The 21,519-nt window shown below is 39.5% G+C and carries 19 protein-coding genes; 11 read left to right on the top strand and 8 right to left on the bottom strand.

Annotation, left to right across the window (positions count from 1 at the left end):
• The first annotated feature begins 7 nt into the window (after positions 1-7).
• Positions 8-1,435, top strand: a complete 1,428-nt coding sequence (locus tag DK207_RS01745) for a S8 family peptidase (RefSeq protein ID WP_109439713.1) — start codon at positions 8-10, stop codon at positions 1,433-1,435.
• 211 nt (positions 1,436-1,646) lie between these two features.
• On the opposite strand, the gene DK207_RS01740 is transcribed toward DK207_RS01745, so the two are convergent.
• Complete coding sequence (locus DK207_RS01740) at positions 1,647-1,925, bottom strand: peptidylprolyl isomerase (protein WP_004669452.1); 279 nt, start codon at positions 1,923-1,925, stop codon at positions 1,647-1,649.
• Between the two features lie 21 nt (positions 1,926-1,946).
• Positions 1,947-2,768, bottom strand: a complete 822-nt coding sequence (mutM, locus tag DK207_RS01735; protein WP_109439712.1) for a bifunctional DNA-formamidopyrimidine glycosylase/DNA-(apurinic or apyrimidinic site) lyase — start codon at positions 2,766-2,768, stop codon at positions 1,947-1,949.
• Between the two features lie 76 nt (positions 2,769-2,844).
• Here mutM and DK207_RS01730 point away from each other — a divergent pair, with 76 nt between their 5' ends.
• Both DK207_RS01730 and DK207_RS01725 read left to right on the top strand, forming a co-directional pair.
• Positions 2,845-3,411, top strand: a complete 567-nt coding sequence (locus tag DK207_RS01730) for a DNA-3-methyladenine glycosylase (protein ID WP_109439711.1) — start codon at positions 2,845-2,847, stop codon at positions 3,409-3,411.
• A gap of 134 nt (positions 3,412-3,545) precedes the next feature.
• Positions 3,546-5,753 carry a TonB-dependent receptor gene (locus DK207_RS01725; RefSeq protein ID WP_109439710.1) on the top strand — a complete coding sequence of 736 codons (2,208 nt, stop codon included), beginning with the start codon at positions 3,546-3,548 and terminating at the stop codon, positions 5,751-5,753.
• 60 nt (positions 5,754-5,813) lie between these two features.
• On the opposite strand, the gene DK207_RS01720 is transcribed toward DK207_RS01725, so the two are convergent.
• The 4 genes from DK207_RS01720 to DK207_RS01705 form a co-directional block, all read right to left on the bottom strand.
• Positions 5,814-6,620 carry a tetratricopeptide repeat protein gene (locus DK207_RS01720; protein WP_109439709.1) on the bottom strand — a complete coding sequence of 269 codons (807 nt, stop codon included), beginning with the start codon at positions 6,618-6,620 and terminating at the stop codon, positions 5,814-5,816.
• 250 nt (positions 6,621-6,870) lie between these two features.
• On the bottom strand, positions 6,871-7,191 hold the full coding sequence (locus DK207_RS01715; RefSeq protein WP_109439819.1) for a low molecular weight protein tyrosine phosphatase family protein: 321 nt from the start codon (positions 7,189-7,191) through the stop codon (positions 6,871-6,873).
• Between the two features lie 2 nt (positions 7,192-7,193).
• Complete coding sequence (locus tag DK207_RS15910) at positions 7,194-7,427, bottom strand: hypothetical protein (RefSeq protein WP_075314906.1); 234 nt, start codon at positions 7,425-7,427, stop codon at positions 7,194-7,196.
• Positions 7,428-7,518: 91 nt separating this feature from the next.
• The gene (locus tag DK207_RS01705; protein ID WP_109439708.1) at positions 7,519-8,241 is read right to left on the bottom strand and encodes a YgfZ/GcvT domain-containing protein; all 723 of its coding nucleotides are present in this window, start codon (positions 8,239-8,241) and stop codon (positions 7,519-7,521) included.
• Between the two features lie 187 nt (positions 8,242-8,428).
• Here DK207_RS01705 and DK207_RS01700 point away from each other — a divergent pair, with 187 nt between their 5' ends.
• The 3 genes from DK207_RS01700 to DK207_RS01690 all read left to right on the top strand — a co-directional run bounded on the left by DK207_RS01700 (position 8,429) and on the right by DK207_RS01690 (position 9,869).
• Positions 8,429-8,875 (top strand): SRPBCC family protein, encoded by a 447-nt coding sequence (locus tag DK207_RS01700; protein WP_109439707.1) that lies wholly within the window; start codon positions 8,429-8,431, stop codon positions 8,873-8,875.
• Positions 8,876-9,036: 161 nt separating this feature from the next.
• Positions 9,037-9,381, top strand: a complete 345-nt coding sequence (locus DK207_RS01695; RefSeq protein ID WP_109439706.1) for a zinc ribbon domain-containing protein YjdM — start codon at positions 9,037-9,039, stop codon at positions 9,379-9,381.
• A 152-nt stretch (positions 9,382-9,533) separates the two neighbouring features.
• Positions 9,534-9,869, top strand: coding sequence for a YegP family protein (locus DK207_RS01690; RefSeq protein ID WP_109439705.1), 336 nt, complete (start codon positions 9,534-9,536; stop codon positions 9,867-9,869).
• 55 nt (positions 9,870-9,924) lie between these two features.
• Here DK207_RS01690 and DK207_RS01685 read toward each other — a convergent pair whose 3' ends face one another.
• Both DK207_RS01685 and DK207_RS01680 read right to left on the bottom strand, forming a co-directional pair.
• Entirely contained in the window at positions 9,925-11,640 is a 1,716-nt protein-coding gene (locus tag DK207_RS01685; RefSeq protein WP_109439704.1) for a proline--tRNA ligase, read from the bottom strand.
• Between the two features lie 202 nt (positions 11,641-11,842).
• A complete protein-coding gene (locus tag DK207_RS01680) occupies positions 11,843-12,499 on the bottom strand; it encodes a hypothetical protein (protein WP_109439703.1) in 657 nt (218 codons plus the stop codon).
• 277 nt (positions 12,500-12,776) lie between these two features.
• Between DK207_RS01680 and pilG the strand changes: the two genes are divergently transcribed.
• The 5 genes from pilG (at position 12,777) to DK207_RS01655 (ending at position 21,519) form a co-directional block, all read left to right on the top strand.
• Positions 12,777-13,160 (top strand): twitching motility response regulator PilG, encoded by a 384-nt coding sequence (gene pilG / locus DK207_RS01675; protein ID WP_004640629.1) that lies wholly within the window; start codon positions 12,777-12,779, stop codon positions 13,158-13,160.
• 22 nt (positions 13,161-13,182) lie between these two features.
• Positions 13,183-13,545 (top strand): response regulator, encoded by a 363-nt coding sequence (locus DK207_RS01670; RefSeq protein WP_004640626.1) that lies wholly within the window; start codon positions 13,183-13,185, stop codon positions 13,543-13,545.
• Positions 13,546-13,593: 48 nt separating this feature from the next.
• On the top strand, positions 13,594-14,130 hold the full coding sequence (locus DK207_RS01665; protein WP_004640625.1) for a chemotaxis protein CheW: 537 nt from the start codon (positions 13,594-13,596) through the stop codon (positions 14,128-14,130).
• A gap of 47 nt (positions 14,131-14,177) precedes the next feature.
• Positions 14,178-16,259, top strand: coding sequence for a methyl-accepting chemotaxis protein (locus DK207_RS01660; protein ID WP_109439702.1), 2,082 nt, complete (start codon positions 14,178-14,180; stop codon positions 16,257-16,259).
• Positions 16,260-16,416: 157 nt separating this feature from the next.
• Positions 16,417-21,519, top strand: coding sequence for an Hpt domain-containing protein (locus tag DK207_RS01655; RefSeq protein WP_109439701.1), 5,103 nt, complete (start codon positions 16,417-16,419; stop codon positions 21,517-21,519).

The following is a 21,519-nucleotide window of genomic DNA, read 5'->3' as shown; positions in this document are numbered from 1 at the left end:
AATGTTTATGATTTACAAAAAAATGCTGTTAGCGCTATGCATGGGTTTATCCTTTGGGGCTAGCAATGTACAAGCGCAAATTTCACCGCAGGCTGCAAATGCGCAATTGAGTAATGCTGCTAAACAAAAAATTCAACAGGGTAAAATTGACATCAATGCATTATTACAAAATGCATCGAATGACCTGATTATTGAATATTATAACGATGCAGACCAAAATTTGACTGCGGCACAGTTAAGGAAGTATTTCCAACAACAAAAACAAATGATCACTAATCAATTTGCCCAACAAAACTCGGGTGTTCAATTGTTGCGTGATTACAATGCCTTACCGATTAGTTTTTATCGTATACAAAATCGTAATGCGTTAGTGAATTTATTAAATAATCCAAACGTCAAAGCGGTCTATCCGAACCGTGTATCCAAAGCCACTTTGTCTCAGAGTTTAAACCAAATTGGTCAACCTGTAGCAAAAACTCAAGGCTTTACAGGTGCGGGTACAACAGTTGCAGTTTTAGATACAGGTGCAAATTATAGACATTCTGATTTAGGGAGTTGTACTGCACCGGGCACGCCAGCAAGTTGTCGAGTCAGCTATGCGCTTGATTTTGCCCCAGAAGATAACTCATTAGATGACAATGGTCATGGCACCAATGTGTCTTCAATTGCTGCTGGTGTGGCACCTGAGGCTAAAATTGTTGCTCTTGATGTGTTTCGCGGTGTAAGTGCCTATGATAGCGATATTATTTCGGCTTTAAACTGGGTGACGAATCAAGCGGTAACTCTCAATATCAAGTCAGCTAATTTAAGTTTAGGTAATTCAACCAGTTATTCTTCAACGTGTACTTCTTCATCGTTGACTAATTCATTCCAAAAATTACGTAATGTGGGTGTAATCCCTGTGGTTGCTTCAGGTAATGATGCTTATACCAATGGTATCTCATATCCAGCATGTACAGCCGGTGCGGTCAGCGTTGGCGCTGTTTATGATGCGAATGTTGGAGGACGATACTATCAAAAATGTTCAGATCAGTCGTCTTATATGGATAAAGTGACTTGCTTTAGTAATAGTGCATCAAACCTAACTTTATTAGCGCCAGGAGCACCGATTACGGCAGGAGGTTATACTCAAAGTGGTACATCCATGGCAGCTCCACATGTTGCGGGTGCAGTCGCTGTGTTGCTTGCAAATAATGCCTTACCAAATGCGAGCTTGGATGACATTGTAAATCGTTTAAAGAATACTGGAACATTGGTGACAGATCACCGTACGAATCAACGTTTTCCTCGTCTGAACTTGAGTGCGGCAGTTGATGGTTTAACATCTTCAACACCAACACCAACACCAACACCAACACCAACACCAACACCAACACCAACACCAAAGCAGGTGTGCACTAACTTTTTCTTCTTTACAATCTGCCAATATGTATAGATTGAATGAAGTAAAATAGTGGAATGAATGGCAACTGATATTTTATAAGTTGCCATTTTTCTTATGGATTTGTTGCCAAACGTTACAAGTTCTTGAAACTCGCTTTGAATCTATTGCTTATGGCGATTCGACTACAATTGTTCTTTCGGCTCGGCGAGATTGCAGCATTTTAAGCGCTTGTGTGTTTTAAGGAGTGGTATTCGTCATTGACTCACATTCTAAATTTGATTTCGATCAAATGGAAACCAAACTGACTTTTAATCGGACCATGTAAGACGCGTTCAGCAGCACTGAAAACCAGTTTATCTATAACAGGAACAAGCTGTCCTTTTTTGACTTCGCCTAACTCGCCACCACGTTTGGCTGAATTACAGGTTGAATATTGCTTCGCAATTTTTGAAAAATCAGCACCAGAATGGATACGTTTTTTCAATTGTTCAGCCATGTCTTTATCTTTGACTAAGATATGTCGAACAATAGCAGTTTTCATGCGTTGTTCTCCTTTAAAAAACTATGCTTTTTTCAGTTTCAATGGTTGGCATTGTGGGCAAAACACACTTGCACGTTGTCCCAGTTTTAGGTTCTCCAAGGTAGTCTCACAGTTAACACACATCTCGCCAGCTCGACCATAGGCCAATAAGGTTTGTTGGAAATAACCGTTTTCACCCATTGCGTTGCTATAGTCACGCAAAGTTGAACCTCCTAAGTCGATGGCTTGTTTTAAGATGCGTTTCACTTCAATCACCAGCCTTTCCACTTGAGTCTTGGTTAATGTAGACGCGGGTTGTGCAGGATGCACGCCAATATTGAAAAGGCTTTCAGTTGCATAAATATTGCCAACGCCAACCACTATATGATTATCCATTAATGCAATTTTAATGCCGACATTTTTTTTACTTAGCTTTTCGCGCAGATAGGCTGCATTAAAATCCTCACTGAGCGGCTCGGGGCCAAGTGTATCAATCAGTTTGCTTTGATGAACCTGATCGAGCCAAAGGATACAGCCGAAGCGACGTGGATCATGGTAACGAAGTTGTTGATCCTCAAAATCTATGACCAGATGATCATGTTTTCTCAATTCATCATTTGGTTGGCACAGACGGAAACTACCTGACATACCTAAATGCCAAAGCATCTGATCTTGTTCAAATTCGGCCAAAATATACTTGGAACGACGTTTAAGTCCCACTAAACGTTGTCCAACCAATTTATCTAGATCATTCGGAATGGGCCAGCGTAAGCTCGGATTAAAGACTTTAATGGATTGAACGCGTTGCTCTAGTAGGGGAAATAAACTGGTTTTGGTTGTTTCGACTTCGGGTAACTCAGGCATCGCCAACTCGCAGAATGAACAGATATACTGGATGAATCGAGTATAAAGTGTAGTGTGTAATATTTCAGAGAATACTATGACAGATATTTTACCATTAAGCTGGTTTCAACGTGAAACCTCAGAAGTGGCTTATGACTTAATTGGCTGCATATTATGTAAGCGACAACCTGATGGCCAAGTCATCCGCTGTACGATAACTGAGACAGAAGCTTATTTGGGCGTTCGTGATAAGGCTTGTCATAGTTACAATGACAAACGCACAGCTCGAACTGAGGTGATGTATCGTTCTGGCGGTACAATTTACGTCTATTTAATTTATGGCATGTATGAAATGCTCAATCTCATTACTCAAACTGAGGGTATCCCTGAAGGAGTGATGATTCGATCTGCATTTTTAAATGGCGCTTCAACTAAAAAAGAATATAAGCTTTTAGCTGGACCAGGCAAGCTGACACGCCATTTAGGTATTGACCGGACTTTAAAAGGGCAAACCTTGGGAGAGGAATCTGGATTGTGGGTTGAAGCGGCATCAACGCAGCCCGAAGTGGTGTTGACGCCTCGTATTGGAATTGACTATGCCGAAGAAGCAAAAGACTGGCCTGAACGATATTGCTGGAAAGATCATCCTTCTTTGAGTCGTTAATTCTCATCTGGTAATCAATTTTTAGACATTAGTGAAGAGTATTACAGATTTGCTTAATGTTAAGTCGAATTCAATGTCCAAACCAAATACTGCTTTTTGTTATCATAACTACAATATGAATATAGGAAATAAGCATGTCCTTATTACGTTTAGACCGACTTCATTATCGTATTTTGATGAGTTTGGGCTGCATTTCTAGCCCACTTGTTTGGGCAGAAGACTTAGTTCAAGACGTTACTGTATTACCGACCATCCATGTCGAAGCAACCCGTATGAATACTGACTATTTACATACGCCTGCCTCAGTGTTTCGGATGGACATGCCTGAGCACCAACAATCTGCTCAAGTTAACTTAACCGAATTGGTAAAAGGTATACCAAGCCTACAATTAAATAATCGTGAAAATTATGCACAGGATTTACAGTTATCCATGCGTGGTTTTGGTGCGCGTTCTACTTTTGGAGTGCGAGGGATACGCCTTTATGTGGATGGTATTCCTGCGACGATGCCTGATGGGCAGGGACAGACCTCAAATATTGATTTAAGTAGCCTAAGTCATCTTGAAGTTTTAACAGGACCTTTTTCGTCACTATATGGAAATTCTTCTGGCGGGACTTTATTAACAACAACCAAAGAAGGTCAAGGCAAAGATTCAATTGAGATGAGCTATGCGGGTGGTAGCCACAATAAAAATCGTGCGGGTATCATTTTGCAAGGTGGTGCCAAAAATCAAAATGAACCAAGCTATATTATTAGTTCATCTTACTTTGATACAAACGGCTATCGACAACACAGTGATGCAGATAAAGTTCAAAATAATGCCAAGCTGACTTGGAGTTTGGAAGATGGTTCCAAAGTGAACTGGATTACCAATTATGTAAAGATCAATGCTAATGATCCACAAGGTTTAAGCCGAGAGCAGTGGCAGAAAAATCCTCGTCAAGTGAATGATGCGGAGAATAGATATAATGTTCGCAAAGATATTGAGCAGACTCAAACAGGAGTAACGTGGTCAAAACCAATTAATGATCAGCACGAGTTGTATGCGATGGCTTATTTTGGCAATCGTCAAGTCACCCAATATCAATCTATACCAAGATGTAGTTTTAAAAAAGACACTCAAGAATGTATCCCTAACAGTGCTCAACTAAATAAAAATCATGCGGGTGGTGTGATTGATTTTGAGCGTAATTATTATGGTGCTGATTTCCGCTGGACAAGTAAAGAACTTTTGCCAAACATAAGCTTCAGCGCAGGGCTTGCTGTTGATAGCATGGATGAAGATCGTAAAGGGTATGAGAACTTTAATCTCGTCAATGGCTCGCCATCTTATGGAGTAAAAGGCACTTTACGACGTGATGAAGACAATACTTTATGGAATATTGATCCCTATTTACAAGCCTCTTGGCAGTTTTTACCAACTTGGCGTTTAGATACGGGTGTACGTTATAGCAATGTGCATTATAAATCTAAAGATCACTATTTAAGCAACGGCAATGATAGTGATAAAATGGATTATAACAAGGTTTTACCATCGGCTGCTTTAAGCTGGCAAATTGCACCTGAGTTATTGGCTTATGTCAGCTATGCTAAAGGCTTTGAAACCCCTACTTTTACTGAAATGGCCTATCAAGCAGATAAAGACAAATCAGGATTTAATTTCGCGCTAAAACCATCGACCAGCGATAATTATGAATTCGGTTTAAAATCACAAAATCAGCTCGGTGATTTTACTTTAGCTGTTTTCCAGAGCAAAACTAAAGATGATATTGTTTCTGCGGGCACTTCTAATGGTCGTTCGACGTTTAGAAATGCAGACAAAACGCTTCGTGAAGGTGTTGAGTTTACATGGAATAAAAAGCTGTGGCGTGATTTAACTGCAACAGCCAGTTATGCTTATCTCGATGCAACATTCGATGCTGATGTTCCAGTCAATCTTGATAAAGATGGTGCTGTACTCGCTGCTGCTATTCCATCTGGCAATGCAATTCCTGGGATTGCTAAAAATCAGGCTTTTATTAATATCACTTGGCAGCCAGAGCAAGGTTTCTACGCAGGACTTGATACCCAGTTTATGGATAAGGTCTATGTCAATGATATCAATAGTGATGCTGCTGCAAGCTATACCGTGGCATCGATCTATACGGGTTATGCATGGAAATATGCTGATTGGGGCATTAATGGCTTTGCGCGTGTAGATAACCTGTTTGATAAAAACTATGCGGGTTCTGTCATTATAAATGATAGTAGCGGTAATCAAAATCCTAATAATGGTCGATATTATGAACCTGCTGATGGGCGTAACTGGAGTGCGGGTTTTTCAATAGCGAAACAGTTCTAAGCATAGCGATCACCAAATACCTTGCCGAAACAGAAGGTATTTGGTGATTTGAAGAAGAGGTTATGGTTTTGAAGTCGATGCTTTAGCTTGTTTCTTCTGAGCCTCGATCTGTTCTACCTTCGCTAAAGACTCTTTAGCTTGAGGTATACCTTGTCTCGCAAGTTCAGTAAAAATCTTTTTTGCCTCAGGTAGATTTTGCTGAATAATATCGCCATTTGCTAGCATATTACCTAATGCCATCAAAGAAGGAGCGTAACCTTTTTCAGCAAGAGATTGAATGCTCTTAATCGCTTGTTGACGCGTTACAGGATTCTTATTTTTAACCCCTTGTCCAAGGTCATAAATCGCTCGGATGTGCATCGCAGGATAGTAATTCTTCTGAATTAATGGTCTAAGTTGGCGAATTGCAATTTGATCTGTCTCAGGTTTACCTTGAGCAAATAATAAAGTTGCGATTTCCACAATTGCTTCTTCGGATCCCTGTTTGGATGCTTTATCGAGGTACTCTTTAAATTTCTGAGTGTCTTTGCTTAAACCTAAATTACCTTGACGATAGGCTTGGGCAATGACAAAACTCGCTTTCCCGAAACCTTTATTGGAAGCATCTTGGTAATATTGCAGTGCTTTCTTTTCGTCTTTATTGGTACCTTGACCATGCTGGGTCATGGAGCCAAGATTATAGATCGCTTGAGCATTTCCTGATTCTGCAAGACGCTGCATTTCTGCAAATGCTGCAGGATAATTTTTTGCTTCGTAGAGTTGGGTTGCTTTTGCAAAAACATCAGACTTGTTGGTTGTTTTGTTGTCTGCTGCCAATGTTGAATGGCTTGCAACGATCATTAAACTGGCAATGAGCAACTTTTTCATCATTTTTTTCCTTTCCTTCATTTCTGCTCCAATCCTTTGTAAACAGCAGAAAATAACTTAATCCCCACATCATAAAAGTTTCGTGGAGAATGTAAATAATGATTTTGTACGTATTGTGCCAGAAAAAGGTTTTTTAATTTCTATTATTGTGCCATTAAAATTCATAAAAACAATGATATATGGCTATTCTTTATGGAATTGCCATGAAGAATATATGGAGAGAAAATGAATGAGGCAATAAACGCTAACGTTATTCTATATAACGTTGCATCGTGAGTTGTAGTAATTCAATTAGATCAGAATCCATATATTGATAATTATCAGGGATATCTAAAACAAACACTTTCTTATTCATGAGCTGTTTAGAGAATTTCTCTTTAATTTGTTGCTTATGTCGTATTTCCATCACAAAGATTTGATCAGCCCAAAGTATATCTTTGATCGAAACTGTATGTTTAGCGTGGCGGCTGGTACCAGCTGATCGGGTATGGAGACCATACCCTTGTGCAAAGATGCGTTCAGCAGTTGGACTACGCCATTGATTACGACTACAGATGAATAAAAAGTTCAGGGTTATAGTGTCCAATAATTAAAACGGGATTCAATTAGATTCTTCATTTTAGAAACTCGAGGATATTCAATTCCTAATTTTTTTGAGCGAGCGAGTTTATCTTGACGGGTACACAAGTACTTCCATTTTTTCTGGGGTTTCCACAAAAGAGAAGTATGCCGACAGTCTCGACCTCTGAAATGGAACTTTTTCTTTCGTCTCCAAGCTCGCGTGCGTTGTTGCGGTAAATCATCCATTATTAAAAAACTCATGAATTAATCGGGTTCAGCAGCCGCGATAACACATGAGTTTTGAATTTTAGCTTACAGTCCTGTTTTTAACAATAGATTAACTTGGTCTCGCCACATCACCATTCAGTGGTTCAGGTAAGTCTAAAATATTGACATCTAGTTCTTGCAAAGCAGTTGGTTTGGCAATCACTAAAGCTAGATAGCCACCTTCGTAAGCTATACTATTGACCACTTCAACATCTTTACTCAGTTGTGTAGCAGGAGCGGGTGCTGCCTCTTTCCCCTGAATTAAATGTAACCAATGTTTTGGTTTAGCTTTAAACCAAAGACGAGCCACAATTTCTTGTCCGAGATAACAACCTTTATCAAAGTGTACCCCTTCACGCTGATGTAGACGTAATTCTTGGGGCTGAAATAGGTGTTCAGTCGTTTGAGTGATCCATGCTTGCCCAGATTGAATTGCTTGAACTTGCCATGTATTGATATCAGTTTCTGAATTAGAAAAATCAGTTTGAATACCATTGATCGTTGGATAAACAGCATTCATTTCCTCTAACTTCATTTTGGAAAATGCACCGAACTTACGAATATGTTTGGCAAATTCTTCTGCTTGATCCTGCGTGGTAACCAGCTCAAAACTTTCTGAATTTATTTTTTTGATCCATAGACCAAAGTGAATACGCCCCTTTAAATCACAAATTGCAGTATAACGGCTTTCATTCTCAACCAATCGTTCAACATGGACAGTGACTTGACCTTGTAAGAATTTTTGTGCATCTACACCATTTAAGCTAAAAGCAGTAAAAGCAAGTTGGTTCATAGATCAATCCTAAAGCTGCATTCTGATCATTAAAATAAGAATGGTTATTTTGCGCCATTTTTCACAAAAAAGCAGCTTATGAATGTTGATATTCATGCTGAAATGAATAATAGATCGCTTCATCTTTGTATAACGATTGTGATGAGCAGCCTAAAGAGCAAAATAATATTGATATTGGAGAATAAAAATGACAGGCACAGTGAAACTACATCAAGTGTTCAGAGCACCAGCAGAACGAGTCTTTAAAGCCTTCTTAGATCCGGATGCTTTAGTTAAATGGATGGCACCTCATGGGTTTACAGCCAAGGTTCACCATTTGGAACCGCAAAAAGACGGAACATATAAGATATCATTTACAAATTTCTCAACGGGTCAGGTACATTCATTCAGTGGTACTTATCTTGAGCTTGTTCCAAATGAATTACTCCGTTATATCGATAAATTTGATGATCCGAATTTGGCTGGAGATATTCAGGTTACGATTGAATTGAAACCAGTCATGGTTGGTACTGAAGTCAATATCACTCAAGAAGATATTCCAGATGTAATCCCTGTTGAAGCCTGCTATTTGGGTTGGCAAGAATCATTATATTTATTAAGTTTATTGGTCCAAGCTGATATACCTGACCAATAAGAGATTCAAATTACTTATCAGTTGAACAGTGTAATAGCTGAAAATGAAAAACTTGATCGAATTTTCAGAGTAAAAATATAAACTTAAATGTGGAAAAAGAATGAAGGGTAAATTTTGAAAAATAAAGGCTATGGATCATAATAGAGTTTTTGAGATTTTTTATGTCTTTTCCAAATTGCCCACAATGCCAATCAGAATATACTTATCAAGATGGTGACTTATTCATTTGTCCTGAGTGCTCACATGAGTGGAAAGAAGGGGAGAGTCAGACTGCTGAATTAGAAGAAATTATTAAGGACGCAAATGGCAATGTTCTAGCAGATGGGGATAGTGTGACTGTAATTAAAGATTTGAAAATCAAAGGTTCATCTTCAGTTGTTAAAGTTGGAACAAAAGTTAAAAGTATTCGTTTAGTACCTGACGCCAGTGATGGTCATAACATTGATTGTAAAATTGATGGGGTTGGTGCGATGAAACTTAAATCTGAATTTGTTAAAAAAGTTTAATCCGAACACTGAAAAAAGAGCATGTAAATGCTCTTTTTTTAGTTACATCACTTACCAAAATTGAACAAAATTTAATCTTCTTAAACAGCAAATGCTGATCTATATTGGATGAGTATAACAATCAAAACTAACTCCAATAAATAGAGGTCCTTATGGCAGGATGGTTCGAAGTAAGTCAGGCAAGTGATGGGCAATACCGTTTTACACTCAAGGCAGGCAATGGCGAGGTCATTTTAACGAGTGAGTTGTACAAGGCCAAAGCTTCAGCGATGAATGGTATTGCATCTGTGCAAAAGAATAGTTCAGATGATACACGTTATGAACGCTTAACTTCTAAAAATGATAAACCTTATTTTAATCTTAAAGCAGCGAATCATCAGATTATTGGTACCAGCCAATTGTATGCGAGTGAACAATCACGTGATAAAGGAGTTGAATCGGTAAAAAATAATGGTTCATCAGAAACGATCAAGGATACTACCGTCTAATCTCTCAATAAAAAGCCGTTTCATTGAAACGGCTTTTTTACATCTTAAATTTCGATTAGCGAGCGAGTTTTGCGAATAACGCTTCTTTATCGAGGTTACTTGCTTCAGCATCACGACGACCTTTGTACTCAAAAGTACCAGCATCTAGACCTTTCTCGCCGATTACAATACGATGAGGAATACCCATCAATTCAAGATCAGAGAATTTAACGCCTGGACGCTCATTGCGATCATCAAGTAACACATCATAACCTAGTGCTTGTAGTTCAGCATAAAGTGCTTCAGCTGCTTCTACCGTGCGTGGTGATTTATGCGCATTCATCGGAACTATGGCAACATCGAAGGGTGCAATTGTTTGTGGCCAAATAATACCTTTATCATCGAAGTTCTGTTCAATTGCTGCTGCAACCACACGAGTCACGCCAATACCATAACAGCCCATAGTCACGGTAAATGGTTTGCCATCTTCACCCAGTACTTTACAACCCAAAGCTTCAGAATATTTCGTACCCAGTTGGAAGATATGACCAACTTCGATACCACGCTTAATTTGCAAAGTGCCTTTACCATCAGGAGATGGATCACCCTCAACTACATTACGAAGGTCATAAACCTCTGTAAATGTTGCATCACGATCCCAGTTTATACCAGTTGCGTGTTTATCAACTTCATTTGCACCAGCAATAAAGTCAGATAATACAGATGCAGCCCGGTCTACAATCACGGTTAAGCCTTTTTCAACCAAACCTTGTGGACCACAGAAACCAGCAGTTAAGCCATATTTTTGCAATTGTGCTTCAGTTGCAAAAGTTAATGGTGCTGCAATCAAAGGATGTTTTTCAGCTTTGATTTCATTTAGCTCGTGATCGCCACGTAAGAATAATGCCACGATTGGTGTATTGCCTGCTTCATCAACAACACCCTGTACCAATAATGCTTTTACAGATTGTTTCGCATCGGCATTGAGGAATTGGCAAACATCAGCGATGGTTTTTTGATTTGGTGTGTCGACTAAAGCAAAATTTTGGGTCGCAGCAGCGCGTTCACCCACTAAAACTGCTTCAGCCATTTCGACGTTTGCGGCGTAGTCTGACTCAGTGGAAAAGGCGATATCATCTTCACCACTTGCAGCAAGGACATGAAACTCATGAGATGCTGATCCACCAATAGAGCCTGTATCCGCTTGCACAGGACGGAAGTCCAATCCGAGGCGGCTAAAGATACGACTATAAGTGTCATACATTACATCATATGTTTCTTGCAATGATTCTTGATTTGCGTGGAAAGAATAAGCGTCTTTCATAATGAATTCACGAGAACGCATTACACCAAATCGTGGTCGAATTTCATCACGGAATTTGGTCTGAATTTGATAAAAATTCAAAGGAAGTTGTTTATAGCTCTTTAATTCATTACGCGCTAAATCTGTGATGACTTCTTCATGGGTAGGGCCAAGCACAAAATCGTTATCGTGACGATCTTTGAAGCGTAGTAATTCAGGGCCATATTGTTCAAAACGACCAGACTCTTCCCATAATGCGGCAGGTTGGGTCACTGGCATAAAGACTTCTAATGCGCCAGAACGATTCATTTCCTCACGGACAATCGCATCTACTTTCTTTAAAACACGTGTTCCCATGGGCAACCAAGAGTATAAGCCAGAAGCGAGTTTACGGATCATCCCCGCACGTAACATGAGCTGATGAGAAATAACCTCAGCATCATTTGGGGTTTCTCTTAACGTTGCAAATAAAAAGCGGCTTGCGCGCATGGAAACTGTCCTAAAGTTAAGTGTAATTAAAAATGGTGAACATCAGTCAATACTGCTCACCTACATTTGAACTAGCAGGCATTATGACATGAATCAAGGGATTTGGCGCAGTAAAAACTCGTATCAGCTTTCTAAATCCATGGGGGGGCTAGCGAAATTCTTGTTATTTATAAGACAAAAATAGATTGGATTTATTGTGTGATTATTGATTTGATTCGAGTTTTTTGAGTCGATAAATGATATCTGTGTATTCGTAATCTGTTTTTTGATACGCATTTCGGAGACTTTCAACCGTTTTTTTGACACTTTCAATATTCTGCGTATTGTTTGCAAGATTACTCTTGAGCTGTGCTGGAACCGCTTGCCCTTTGCGGTGATATTCCATTTCCTGACGTTTAAATCGAATTTTATCACTTTGCAATTGCTGGAGTTGTTCTTGTTGATAATTCAATTGTTTTTTTAAATTTTCTAGAATCTGGTTTCTTTTTGCAGTGGCAATCTGAGAACTACCATAAGCTCGTTTTAACCGTAAATCCTGTTCTCTTTGGCGAGCTAAAGCTTCTCTTTGTACAGATTGTTGTGCATCCACAGCCGCATTATAAGGGCGGTTACGCCTAATCACTTGCATATTTCGATCAAGCGCTTCGTATCCATGACGAATATGATCGGGTGAAACAGATGTGCTGACATTGGCAACACCATTACTATCATAATAGCGATACCAAACTGCTTTGGCTGGATCGGTGGAAGCAAGGGTAGAAGTGCAAATGAGTACTAATAGGGAAAATGAGCAAATGTAAATGCAAGTCATCGTTTTAAGCTGGCTAACGCGGAAAGCGTACTTTAACGAACCAGTCATTACATCTCCCGTAAAAAAGTTAACTAAAACACTTATTTTTAAATAATAATCAATTGTATATTAGTGGTTATTTATACAATTAAAAATAGTTAGAATGCAAAAAAAATAGGAATTTAATTAAAAGTGTGAACTACTTACGATTGTTCTGGGAAACTGATAGGTTGGTTCAAAAAACTTCGTTGATAATGCAAGTAAAGATATGTTAAAAATATCAAACTGTATAAAACAAATTAAACCAACCACAATGTGTATTGAGTGAATGGGGCGGAACAATTAAATGGAAGATAAATTTCAGAATTTAAAGGTGATGGTGATTGACGATTCAAAAACGATTCGTCGTACAGCTGAGACCTTGTTACAACGTGAAGGTTGTGAAGTAATTACTGCAGTTGACGGTTTCGAAGCATTATCAAAAATTGCTGAAGCAAATCCCGATATCGTTTTTGTGGATATTATGATGCCGCGTTTAGACGGTTATCAAACCTGTGCATTGATCAAGAATTCATTAAATTATCAAAATATTCCTGTCATTATGCTTTCAAGCAAAGATGGTTTATTTGATCAAGCAAAAGGGCGAGTTGTGGGGTCAGATGAATATTTAACGAAGCCATTTAGTAAGGATGAGCTGTTGAGTGCTATCCGTAACCATGTTAGCGCATAAAATTTAAAAAATTGAGGAAAAAATGGCTCGTATTCTTATTGTAGATGATTCACCTACTGAAACATTTCGCTTTAGAGAAATTTTAACTAAACACGGTTATGAAGTTTTAGAAGCAACCAATGGTGCTGATGGGGTAACAATGGCACAAGCTGAATTGCCTGATTTAGTGCTTATGGATGTTGTCATGCCAGGAATGAATGGCTTCCAAGCAACACGTCAGATCAGTAAGGCGAAAGATACACAACATATTCCTGTTGTGATTGTAAGTACCAAAGACCAAGCGACGGATCGTGTATGGGGTAAGCGTCAAGGGGCAAGTGATTATTTGACCAAGCCAGTAGATGAGCAACAGCTTATTGATGTGATTAAACAGCTATTAAGTTAATTGGTTCGCTCACTATGAGCCTCTCATGACGTAATAACGGGATAGAGTATGGCAGCAAACGGATTTATCGAGTTGCTTCGTTTATCCAAGCGAGGTAACAAGCAATATACTGCAACTCAAAATGAAGTCAGCCGTTGGTCTGGTATTGCATTTGAGATGTTAGGGCAATATTTTGTTGCACCATTGGGGGAAATTTCAGAGGTGATTTATCCTCCAAAATATACACCTGTACCGAATACTCAGGCGTGGGTGCGTGGTTTGGCAAATATCCGCGGAAGATTACTTTCAGTGACTGATTTATCACATTTTATTTCAGATCAGCGAAGTCAATTTTCTCCGACACAAAAAGTAATTTGTATTAGCCATCAAGATCATTATGTGGGGTTGGTCGTTGATCAGGTCTTGGGAATTCAACACTTCAATAAAAAGAGTTTTTTTTCTCAAAGTAATGAGCTAGACAGTAAATTAAAAGACTATTGTCAGGGGTATTTCCACCAACATAATCAACAATGGCATGTGTTCTTATTGAGTCGATTGTTAAAAAATCCTCAGTACATGAACGCATCAATAAAGTTTATAAACTAATTTAATACGCGGCGGAAGATAAACGCGTATTCAGGGGAGAAGCTGGAATGGGCTTTAAACTTAAAAAGAAGAATGGTAGTGACGGTGCAGGATCGAAGAAGGGTGGGGTTTTTTTAGGAAAAATTCGTACACAGCTTGATCAATTTTCTCGTTTATTCGGTGAAACTGAAAAGTCTAAGCCGATTATCTATCGTGCCTTAATTGCTTTGGTCCTTGCAGTTATCCTCTTAATTTATTTGTTCGTGAGTTTGCCGCGTTCTAACCAATTAACGCGTAGCTTAGGTGAATTACGTTTGCTTTCGCAGATGATTTCACGTCAAGCGACTGAAGCAACGGCTTCAGGTACCTCTGAGACGATGAATAACCTAGTTGCTTCTGAAAAGCGCTTTGCAGAAAATCTGGAAGTGGTGGAAGATGTATATGGTAAAGGTTCTGATGAATATAAAAAGGTCAATGAGTTATGGACCAATGTATCGAAGAACATTGATTTAATTGCGTCTCAACAAGCAATCATTAATCAGCTGTATGACACTAACATTTCGATTAGTGAAACGATTCCTGAGATTCAGGCTGAATATAACTTGATGGTTGACCAGATGGTTCGTGAGAACATGCCAAGTAGTCAGGTAATCATCACCAAAAACCAAGTGTTCATTGCGGAGCGTATTTTACGTTCTATCAACTCGGTTTTGGTTGGAACGGATAACTCAAACGCTTCAGCAAATGACTTTGGCGCAGATATTGAAACCTTTGGTATTTACCTGAATGCTCAATTGAATGGTAGTTCTGAGCTGGGTGTTGATCGTATTCGTTCACCAGAGTTACGTGAATCGGTTGATAGTATTAAATCCGATTATGACGCTGTTTTAAAATTGGCGGCTGAAACGGTTCTAAAAAATGCCAACCAGATTGTCCATGTACGTCAAGCATCTTCTGAAATTTTTACTCAATCTGATGCCTTGTTGACTTCGTTAAATGCTTTGTCAGATAAGGCAGAAGGCGGTTGGGGGAATGTATTAGCGGGTATTGCATTAATTTTAGCTTTAGGTGTCTTGGTTTTCTCAGCACTTCAGTTACTTGCACTGCGTAGCAATACAGATAAAGAGCGTGTGACACGTTTACAAGATGAATATGATCGTAACCAAAACGCGATTTTACGTTTACTTGATGAGATTGCTGACTTAGCTGATGGTGATTTACGTTCATACGCGACCGTATCGGAAGACTTCACTGGTGCAATCGCTGACTCGATTAACTTTGCGATTGATCAATTACGCGATCTTGTTTCTCGAATCACCGATACATCACAAGAAGTTGCACGTTATACTCAAGATACGCAAAGCATTACCAATCAATTGGCAGAAGCTTCTGAGCATCAGGCTCAAGAGATTGCTGGTGCTTCAGCTGCAATGAATGAAATGGCATTGTCAATTGACCAAGTATCTGCGAATGCATCTGAATCAGCAGAAGTAGCAAAACGTTCGGTACAAATTGCAACCAATGGTGCGCAAGTAGTAAACCGTTCGATTGAAGGTATGGATCACATTCGTGAACAAATTCAAGAAACATCTAAACGTATTAAGCGTCTAGGTGAGTCATCTCAAGAGATTGGTAACATCGTCTCGTTGATTAACGATATTGCGGACCAAACCAACATCTTGGCATTGAATGCTGCCATTCAAGCATCGATGGCGGGTGAAGCTGGACGTGGTTTCGCTGTCGTAGCGGATGAGGTTCAACGTCTTGCGGAACGTTCTGCATCAGCAACCAAGCAGATTGAAAGCTTAGTAAAAACCATTCAAACAGATACCAATGAAGCCGTTATTTCAATGGAACAAACAACATCTGAAGTTGTACGTGGTGCTAACTTAGCAAAAGATGCTGGTATTGCCCTCGATGAAATTCAGACCGTATCTGGCGACTTGGCAAAACTGATTGCAAGCATTTCGGATGCAGCAAAACTTCAGTCTGCATCAGCAAGTCATATTGCGACTACGATGAACGTTGTACAGGAAATTACGTCGCAAACAACAACAGCGACGTTTGATACAGCACGTTCGGTTTCAGAGTTGGCGAATATGGCTGAATCATTACGTGAATCAGTAACTGACTTTAAGTTACCTGAATAAGCAGCAGGATTGGAAAGGCAGATGGGGGTGTCTGTCTTTCCATTTTTAGAGATGTAGGATATCTCTACAAGGTGATGGCGAAATGGAACGACATCTTGTGTGATTGTTACTCGTATTTTTTACCCACAATTGGTGGATAAAAACGAAAGAAGCCGCTATGAAAGAAATATTAAAAACGTTAGTTGAAACGATGACGCTTCCTGAAGATAGTTATCTTGAACAAGATGCAGAAATTCTTGAAATTTTTATTGAAGAATTAGATGAAATCTTTGTCGAGTTAGACCCATTATTAGTTCAATGGATTGAACAGCCGAATCTACAGAATGTGTTGACTGATATTCGTCGTCATTTCCATACGCTAAAAGGTTCTGGTCGCATGGTTGGTGCGAAATCTTCAGGAGAGTTAGGTTGGACGGTGGAAGATACGTTAAATCGAGTCTTAGCCGGAACAATTCCGCTTACGACAGAAATTCAACGTTATGTACAAGCGATTTTTAATATTTATCGCTTTAAGTTAATTCACGATTTTAAAGCGGTTCGAGCACATCTGATCGATTTACGACCATTGGTGCTATTAGGCCAACAATTACAACAACAGCAGAGTGTAGAACCAGCGCTTTCTGACTTATTAATGCTTGCTGATTATTTGGTAAGTGAAGATTTAAGTACGGGATTAGAATTAGTTGAAGAAACGACATTTGTTGATCCTGCGAATCAAAACGAACGAGATGAAGCAGAAACACAATCTGAACTAGAAAGTGCAGATGAAGTGTTAGCCGAAGATGAACTCCTTGCCAAAGAAACATTGGCGATCTTCTTGGAGGAAGCTGAGGAGCACTTGGCAACAATTGATCAATTCTTACAAAATGATCATCCGACCAGTGAGCATTACAATTATTTAATCAGAGCCTTGCATACGCTTCGTGGTAGTTCGGCAATGGCGCATATTGATCAAATTTTTGATGCTAGCTCAAAAGTTGAAAATTTATTTAAAACGCTATTGCATGATGAGTTAGATTCTAATTCGAATGAAACTGCTTTGCTGACTCACTATGCTCAATTTGTGCGTGATTATTTATACAGTTTAAGACAGGTAGAAACACAACAAAGAACAGACGAAATTCATGCGACGTTCAATACCGCTTGGGACAGTTATGATTTCCAACTAGAAGACGCTCAAGGTGAAAATTTAAGACCACAAGGGCTGGTTTCACAGCTACTGGAGCTTAATATTCAAGATTTACTAGATGTGGAATCTGATTTTGAGCAACGTGTAAGAACTGAATTTCCGCAATATATTCAGCAACTCAGCCAGCAAGCTGAGATTTTATTGCAACATACACACCATCATGCAACGATTGGAATCTATCAATACACCAGTCTATTAAGGTCGAGTTATCAGGACTTAATCTTTAAGCCAAGCTTACTGAATCTTGAGTATGGATTTAAGTTATATGATCAAGTCCATCAACAATTTATTCAATTATTTGATACATTGGCCGCAGGGCAGCGAGTTACCCTAACCAAAGAACATGAACGAATGCTCAATGAGTTGAGTACATTTACTCAACAGAATATCGAATTATTAGAAACAGATAAGATTGAGATAGATAATGATCAAGTGGTTCCGTTAAATGAACCAGAAGTTGTACGGGATTCAGTCGTAGAAACGAGCGATTTAGCCGCTCAGTTTGCTTTAGACAAACAACAGTTGCTGACAAGTGAATCGAATCGTGATTTTGACCCTGATCTATTAGATATTTTCCTTGAAGAAGCTGATGAGCTTTTAGTCGGTATTGATACCGATCTCAGTACTTGGGTTGCTGATCCACAAAATGTGAACGCACTTAAAAACTTGATGCGGTATTTACATACCTTAAAAGGTGGCTCAAATATGATTCAAGCGCGTCACATTGGTTTGATTGCGCATGAGTTAGAAACAATTTATGAAAAATTGATTAATCAACAGATTCAACCGACCTCATCACTTATTGCTGTGATTCGCTCAGTACAGGATGATATCGCAGATCGTATTCAAACGATCCGTGATCAGCAAGTCGATTATCCATCAACGCATGTCTTGGTAGTATTGACTAATTTGATGCAAACTCCTGCAACAGTGGGAATACAGTCTGATAACTCTACTGTATCGCAAGATACCGACAAAGTTTCCCATTTTGATACTCCTATCGAAATAGAAATGCCGGCTCATGCAGCGGTTTCTGAATCCTCGATTGATGTTACCAGTTTCGCCGCTCAATTGGTTTTGGACAAACAACAATTACAATCAGAGCAATCTAATCGAGACTTCGATCCTGATCTCTTAGATATCTTCCTTGAGGAAGCAGATGAGCTGATGGTGGGTATTGATGCTGATCTAAGTACTTGGACGGCTGATCATCAGAATGTAAATGCGTTAAAGAATTTAATGCGTTATTTGCACACCTTAAAAGGTGGTTCAAATATGATTCAAGCGCGTCACATTGGTCTGATTGCGCATGAATTAGAAACGATTTATGAAAAACTGATTAATCAGCAAATCCAAGTAACAGCTCAGTTGATTGCAATTATTCGTCTGGTTCAAGATGATATTGCAGACCGTATTCAAACCATCCGTGATCAACAAACTGACTATCCTTCAACGCATGTTATTCAATTGCTACAACATGCAGACCAAACGGTAGAAGGCGAGCTTTATGAGCCTGAAACTGAGATAGATGAAACCTCAACAGCACTTGAAACTGTTGATTTGGAGTTTGCAGGTTCATCATTTGAAAATGTTGAACAACAGGCTATAACCAATGAAACAGAGTTTAGTTTTGCTGCGGTAGAGCCATCGCTTCAAATAGCTGAAATAGATTCAGACACAGAGCGTGATGAGGTTGTATCGAGCCAGATGCAGGAAACTGCTGAGGAGACAACAGACGAAGAAGATGTTCGTTCTTTAGTAGAACAAACTTTCCTCGAAGAAGCCGAAGAATTGCTCGAACAAGCTCAACATTTATTAAAACAATGGTTTGAACAACGCGGTAATCGAAGTTTATTATTACAACTTCAGCGTAATGCACATAGTCTTAAAGGCGGTGCACGTATGGCTGAAATGGATGCAATCGCAATTATTGCATACCACTTAGAAAATGCATTCGAGCAGTTTGGTCTACATCATTTTAGCTCAAATGTTTACGATAATTTATTGAATACTGCATTAGCATGGCTCAATGATGCCATCTTTAAACGTCAATATGCCAATTTCGATGGTTTAAAACAAAGCCTTGAAAATATGGAATTTGTTGATGTAGCTGCACAACTTCCTCAAAAGCTTTCTGCAAGGGATATTTTCACTCCAGAATATACAATGGAGTTTGTGCAAGGTGATGGTTCGGAACCACCATCAATGTTCGGCGAGTGGGAAAGTACTGAACGTATTGAACAGAACAATGAAATGATTCGTGTTTCAGCTGAAGTCATTGAGAAGATGATTGATTTATCAGGTGAGAATGCGATCAACCGTTCACGTATTGAAATGGACTTAGGTCAACTCGGTGGTACGTTGACTGAAATGGAACTAGCGATCAAACGTTTGGCGGACCAGTTGCGCCGGATGGAAGGCGAGTTAGAAAGCCAAATTATCGCGCGACATGGCGGTGAAGATGCCCGTTACGCAGACTTTGACCCGCTCGAAATGGATCAATATTCTTCTTTAAATCAGTTGTCAAAATCTCTTGCAGAATCCGCATCGGATTTGGTCGACTTTAAGACGACACTTTCAGAGAAGATTCGTGATACAGAAGGTTTATTACTGCAACAATCTCGTATTCAGGCGGAAATCCAAGAAAGTCTAATGCGTACACGATTGGTACCATTCTCGCGTTTGTTACCTCGTTTACAGCGTATCGTCCGTCAAACAGCTTCGACGCTTAATCGTCCCACTGAGCTGGTGGTGAATAATACTGAAGGTGAGTTAGACCGTAGTATTTTGGAGCGTTTAGTTGCACCATTTGAACATATGTTACGTAATGCGATTGACCATGGTATTGAAGATCGTGAACAACGTTTACAAGCGAAAAAGCCAGAAACTGGACATATTGTTTTAAATATTGGTCGTCAAGGTACAGATGTCGTTGTTACTTTTAGTGATGATGGTAAAGGTATCGATGTCAATCGTATTAAAGAAAAAGCGATTCAAACTGGATTGATGACCAAAGATCAGAAACTTGATCAAGAAGAAATCCTTCAGTTTATCTTCCATCCAGGTTTTAGTACTGCGGCACAAGTCACACAGATTTCAGGACGTGGTGTCGGTCTAGATGTGGTGCAAAGTGATATTAAAGCTCTAGGTGGTCACGTGAGTGTGAGTTCCACTTTAGGTAAAGGGACTACATTTACAATTCGCGTACCGACTACCGTCGCAGTAAGCGATGCCTTGATGGTAAAAGCAGGCGATCAACAGTTTGCATTCCCATTGGCACAGATTGACCGTATTGTTCGTATCTCACCAATGGCTTTAGAACAGTACTTTGAAAGCCAAGATGATTATTTCAAAATTGACCAAGAAGATTATCGTTTACGCTATTTATCAGAGTTTGTCGCTGGACAGCCTATTCCTCGTTTGAGCGGTATTGTGCATTCTTTACCTGTGTTGCTGATCAAAGGTGCCCAAGGTCAGATGACTGCATTATTGGTTGATCAATTGATTGGTTCTCGTGGGCAAATTGTTGTTAAACCTGTTGGGCAACAATTCTCAAGCATTGGCGTCATCGCGGGGGCAACAATCTTAGGTGACGGTCAGGTGTGTTTGATTTTAGATGGTCGAAACTTGGCACGACAAGCACAGTCAACTGCCCGAAGTAAGCAAGCAGATGAAAGCTATACTAAACAGCGTTACGATGAGCGTCGTCTCATCATGATTGTCGATGACTCAGTGACAGTACGTAAAGTGACTTCACGCTTGTTAGAACGACAAGGTTATGATGTGGTGACTGCCAAGGATGGTGTTGATGCAATGGAGCAGCTTGAAACAGTGAAGCCTGATCTAATGCTACTGGATATCGAAATGCCACGAATGGATGGTTTCGAAGTGACCAATCTAGTACGCCATCATGAAATCCATCGTGATTTACCAATCATTATGATTACGTCGCGTACAGGGGAGAAGCATCGTGAACGTGCATTATCCTTAGGCGTTAGCCAATATATGGGTAAACCATTCCAAGAGGAAACGCTCTTAGAAAATATTGAAAGCTTACTTGCAGTGCGCTGA

The organism is Acinetobacter haemolyticus (genome assembly GCF_900406815.1).
GTDB lineage: Bacteria > Pseudomonadota > Gammaproteobacteria > Pseudomonadales > Moraxellaceae > Acinetobacter > Acinetobacter haemolyticus_A.
Note: the sequence above shows the minus strand (reverse complement) of the source record. Positions and strands in the feature narration are given on the sequence as shown.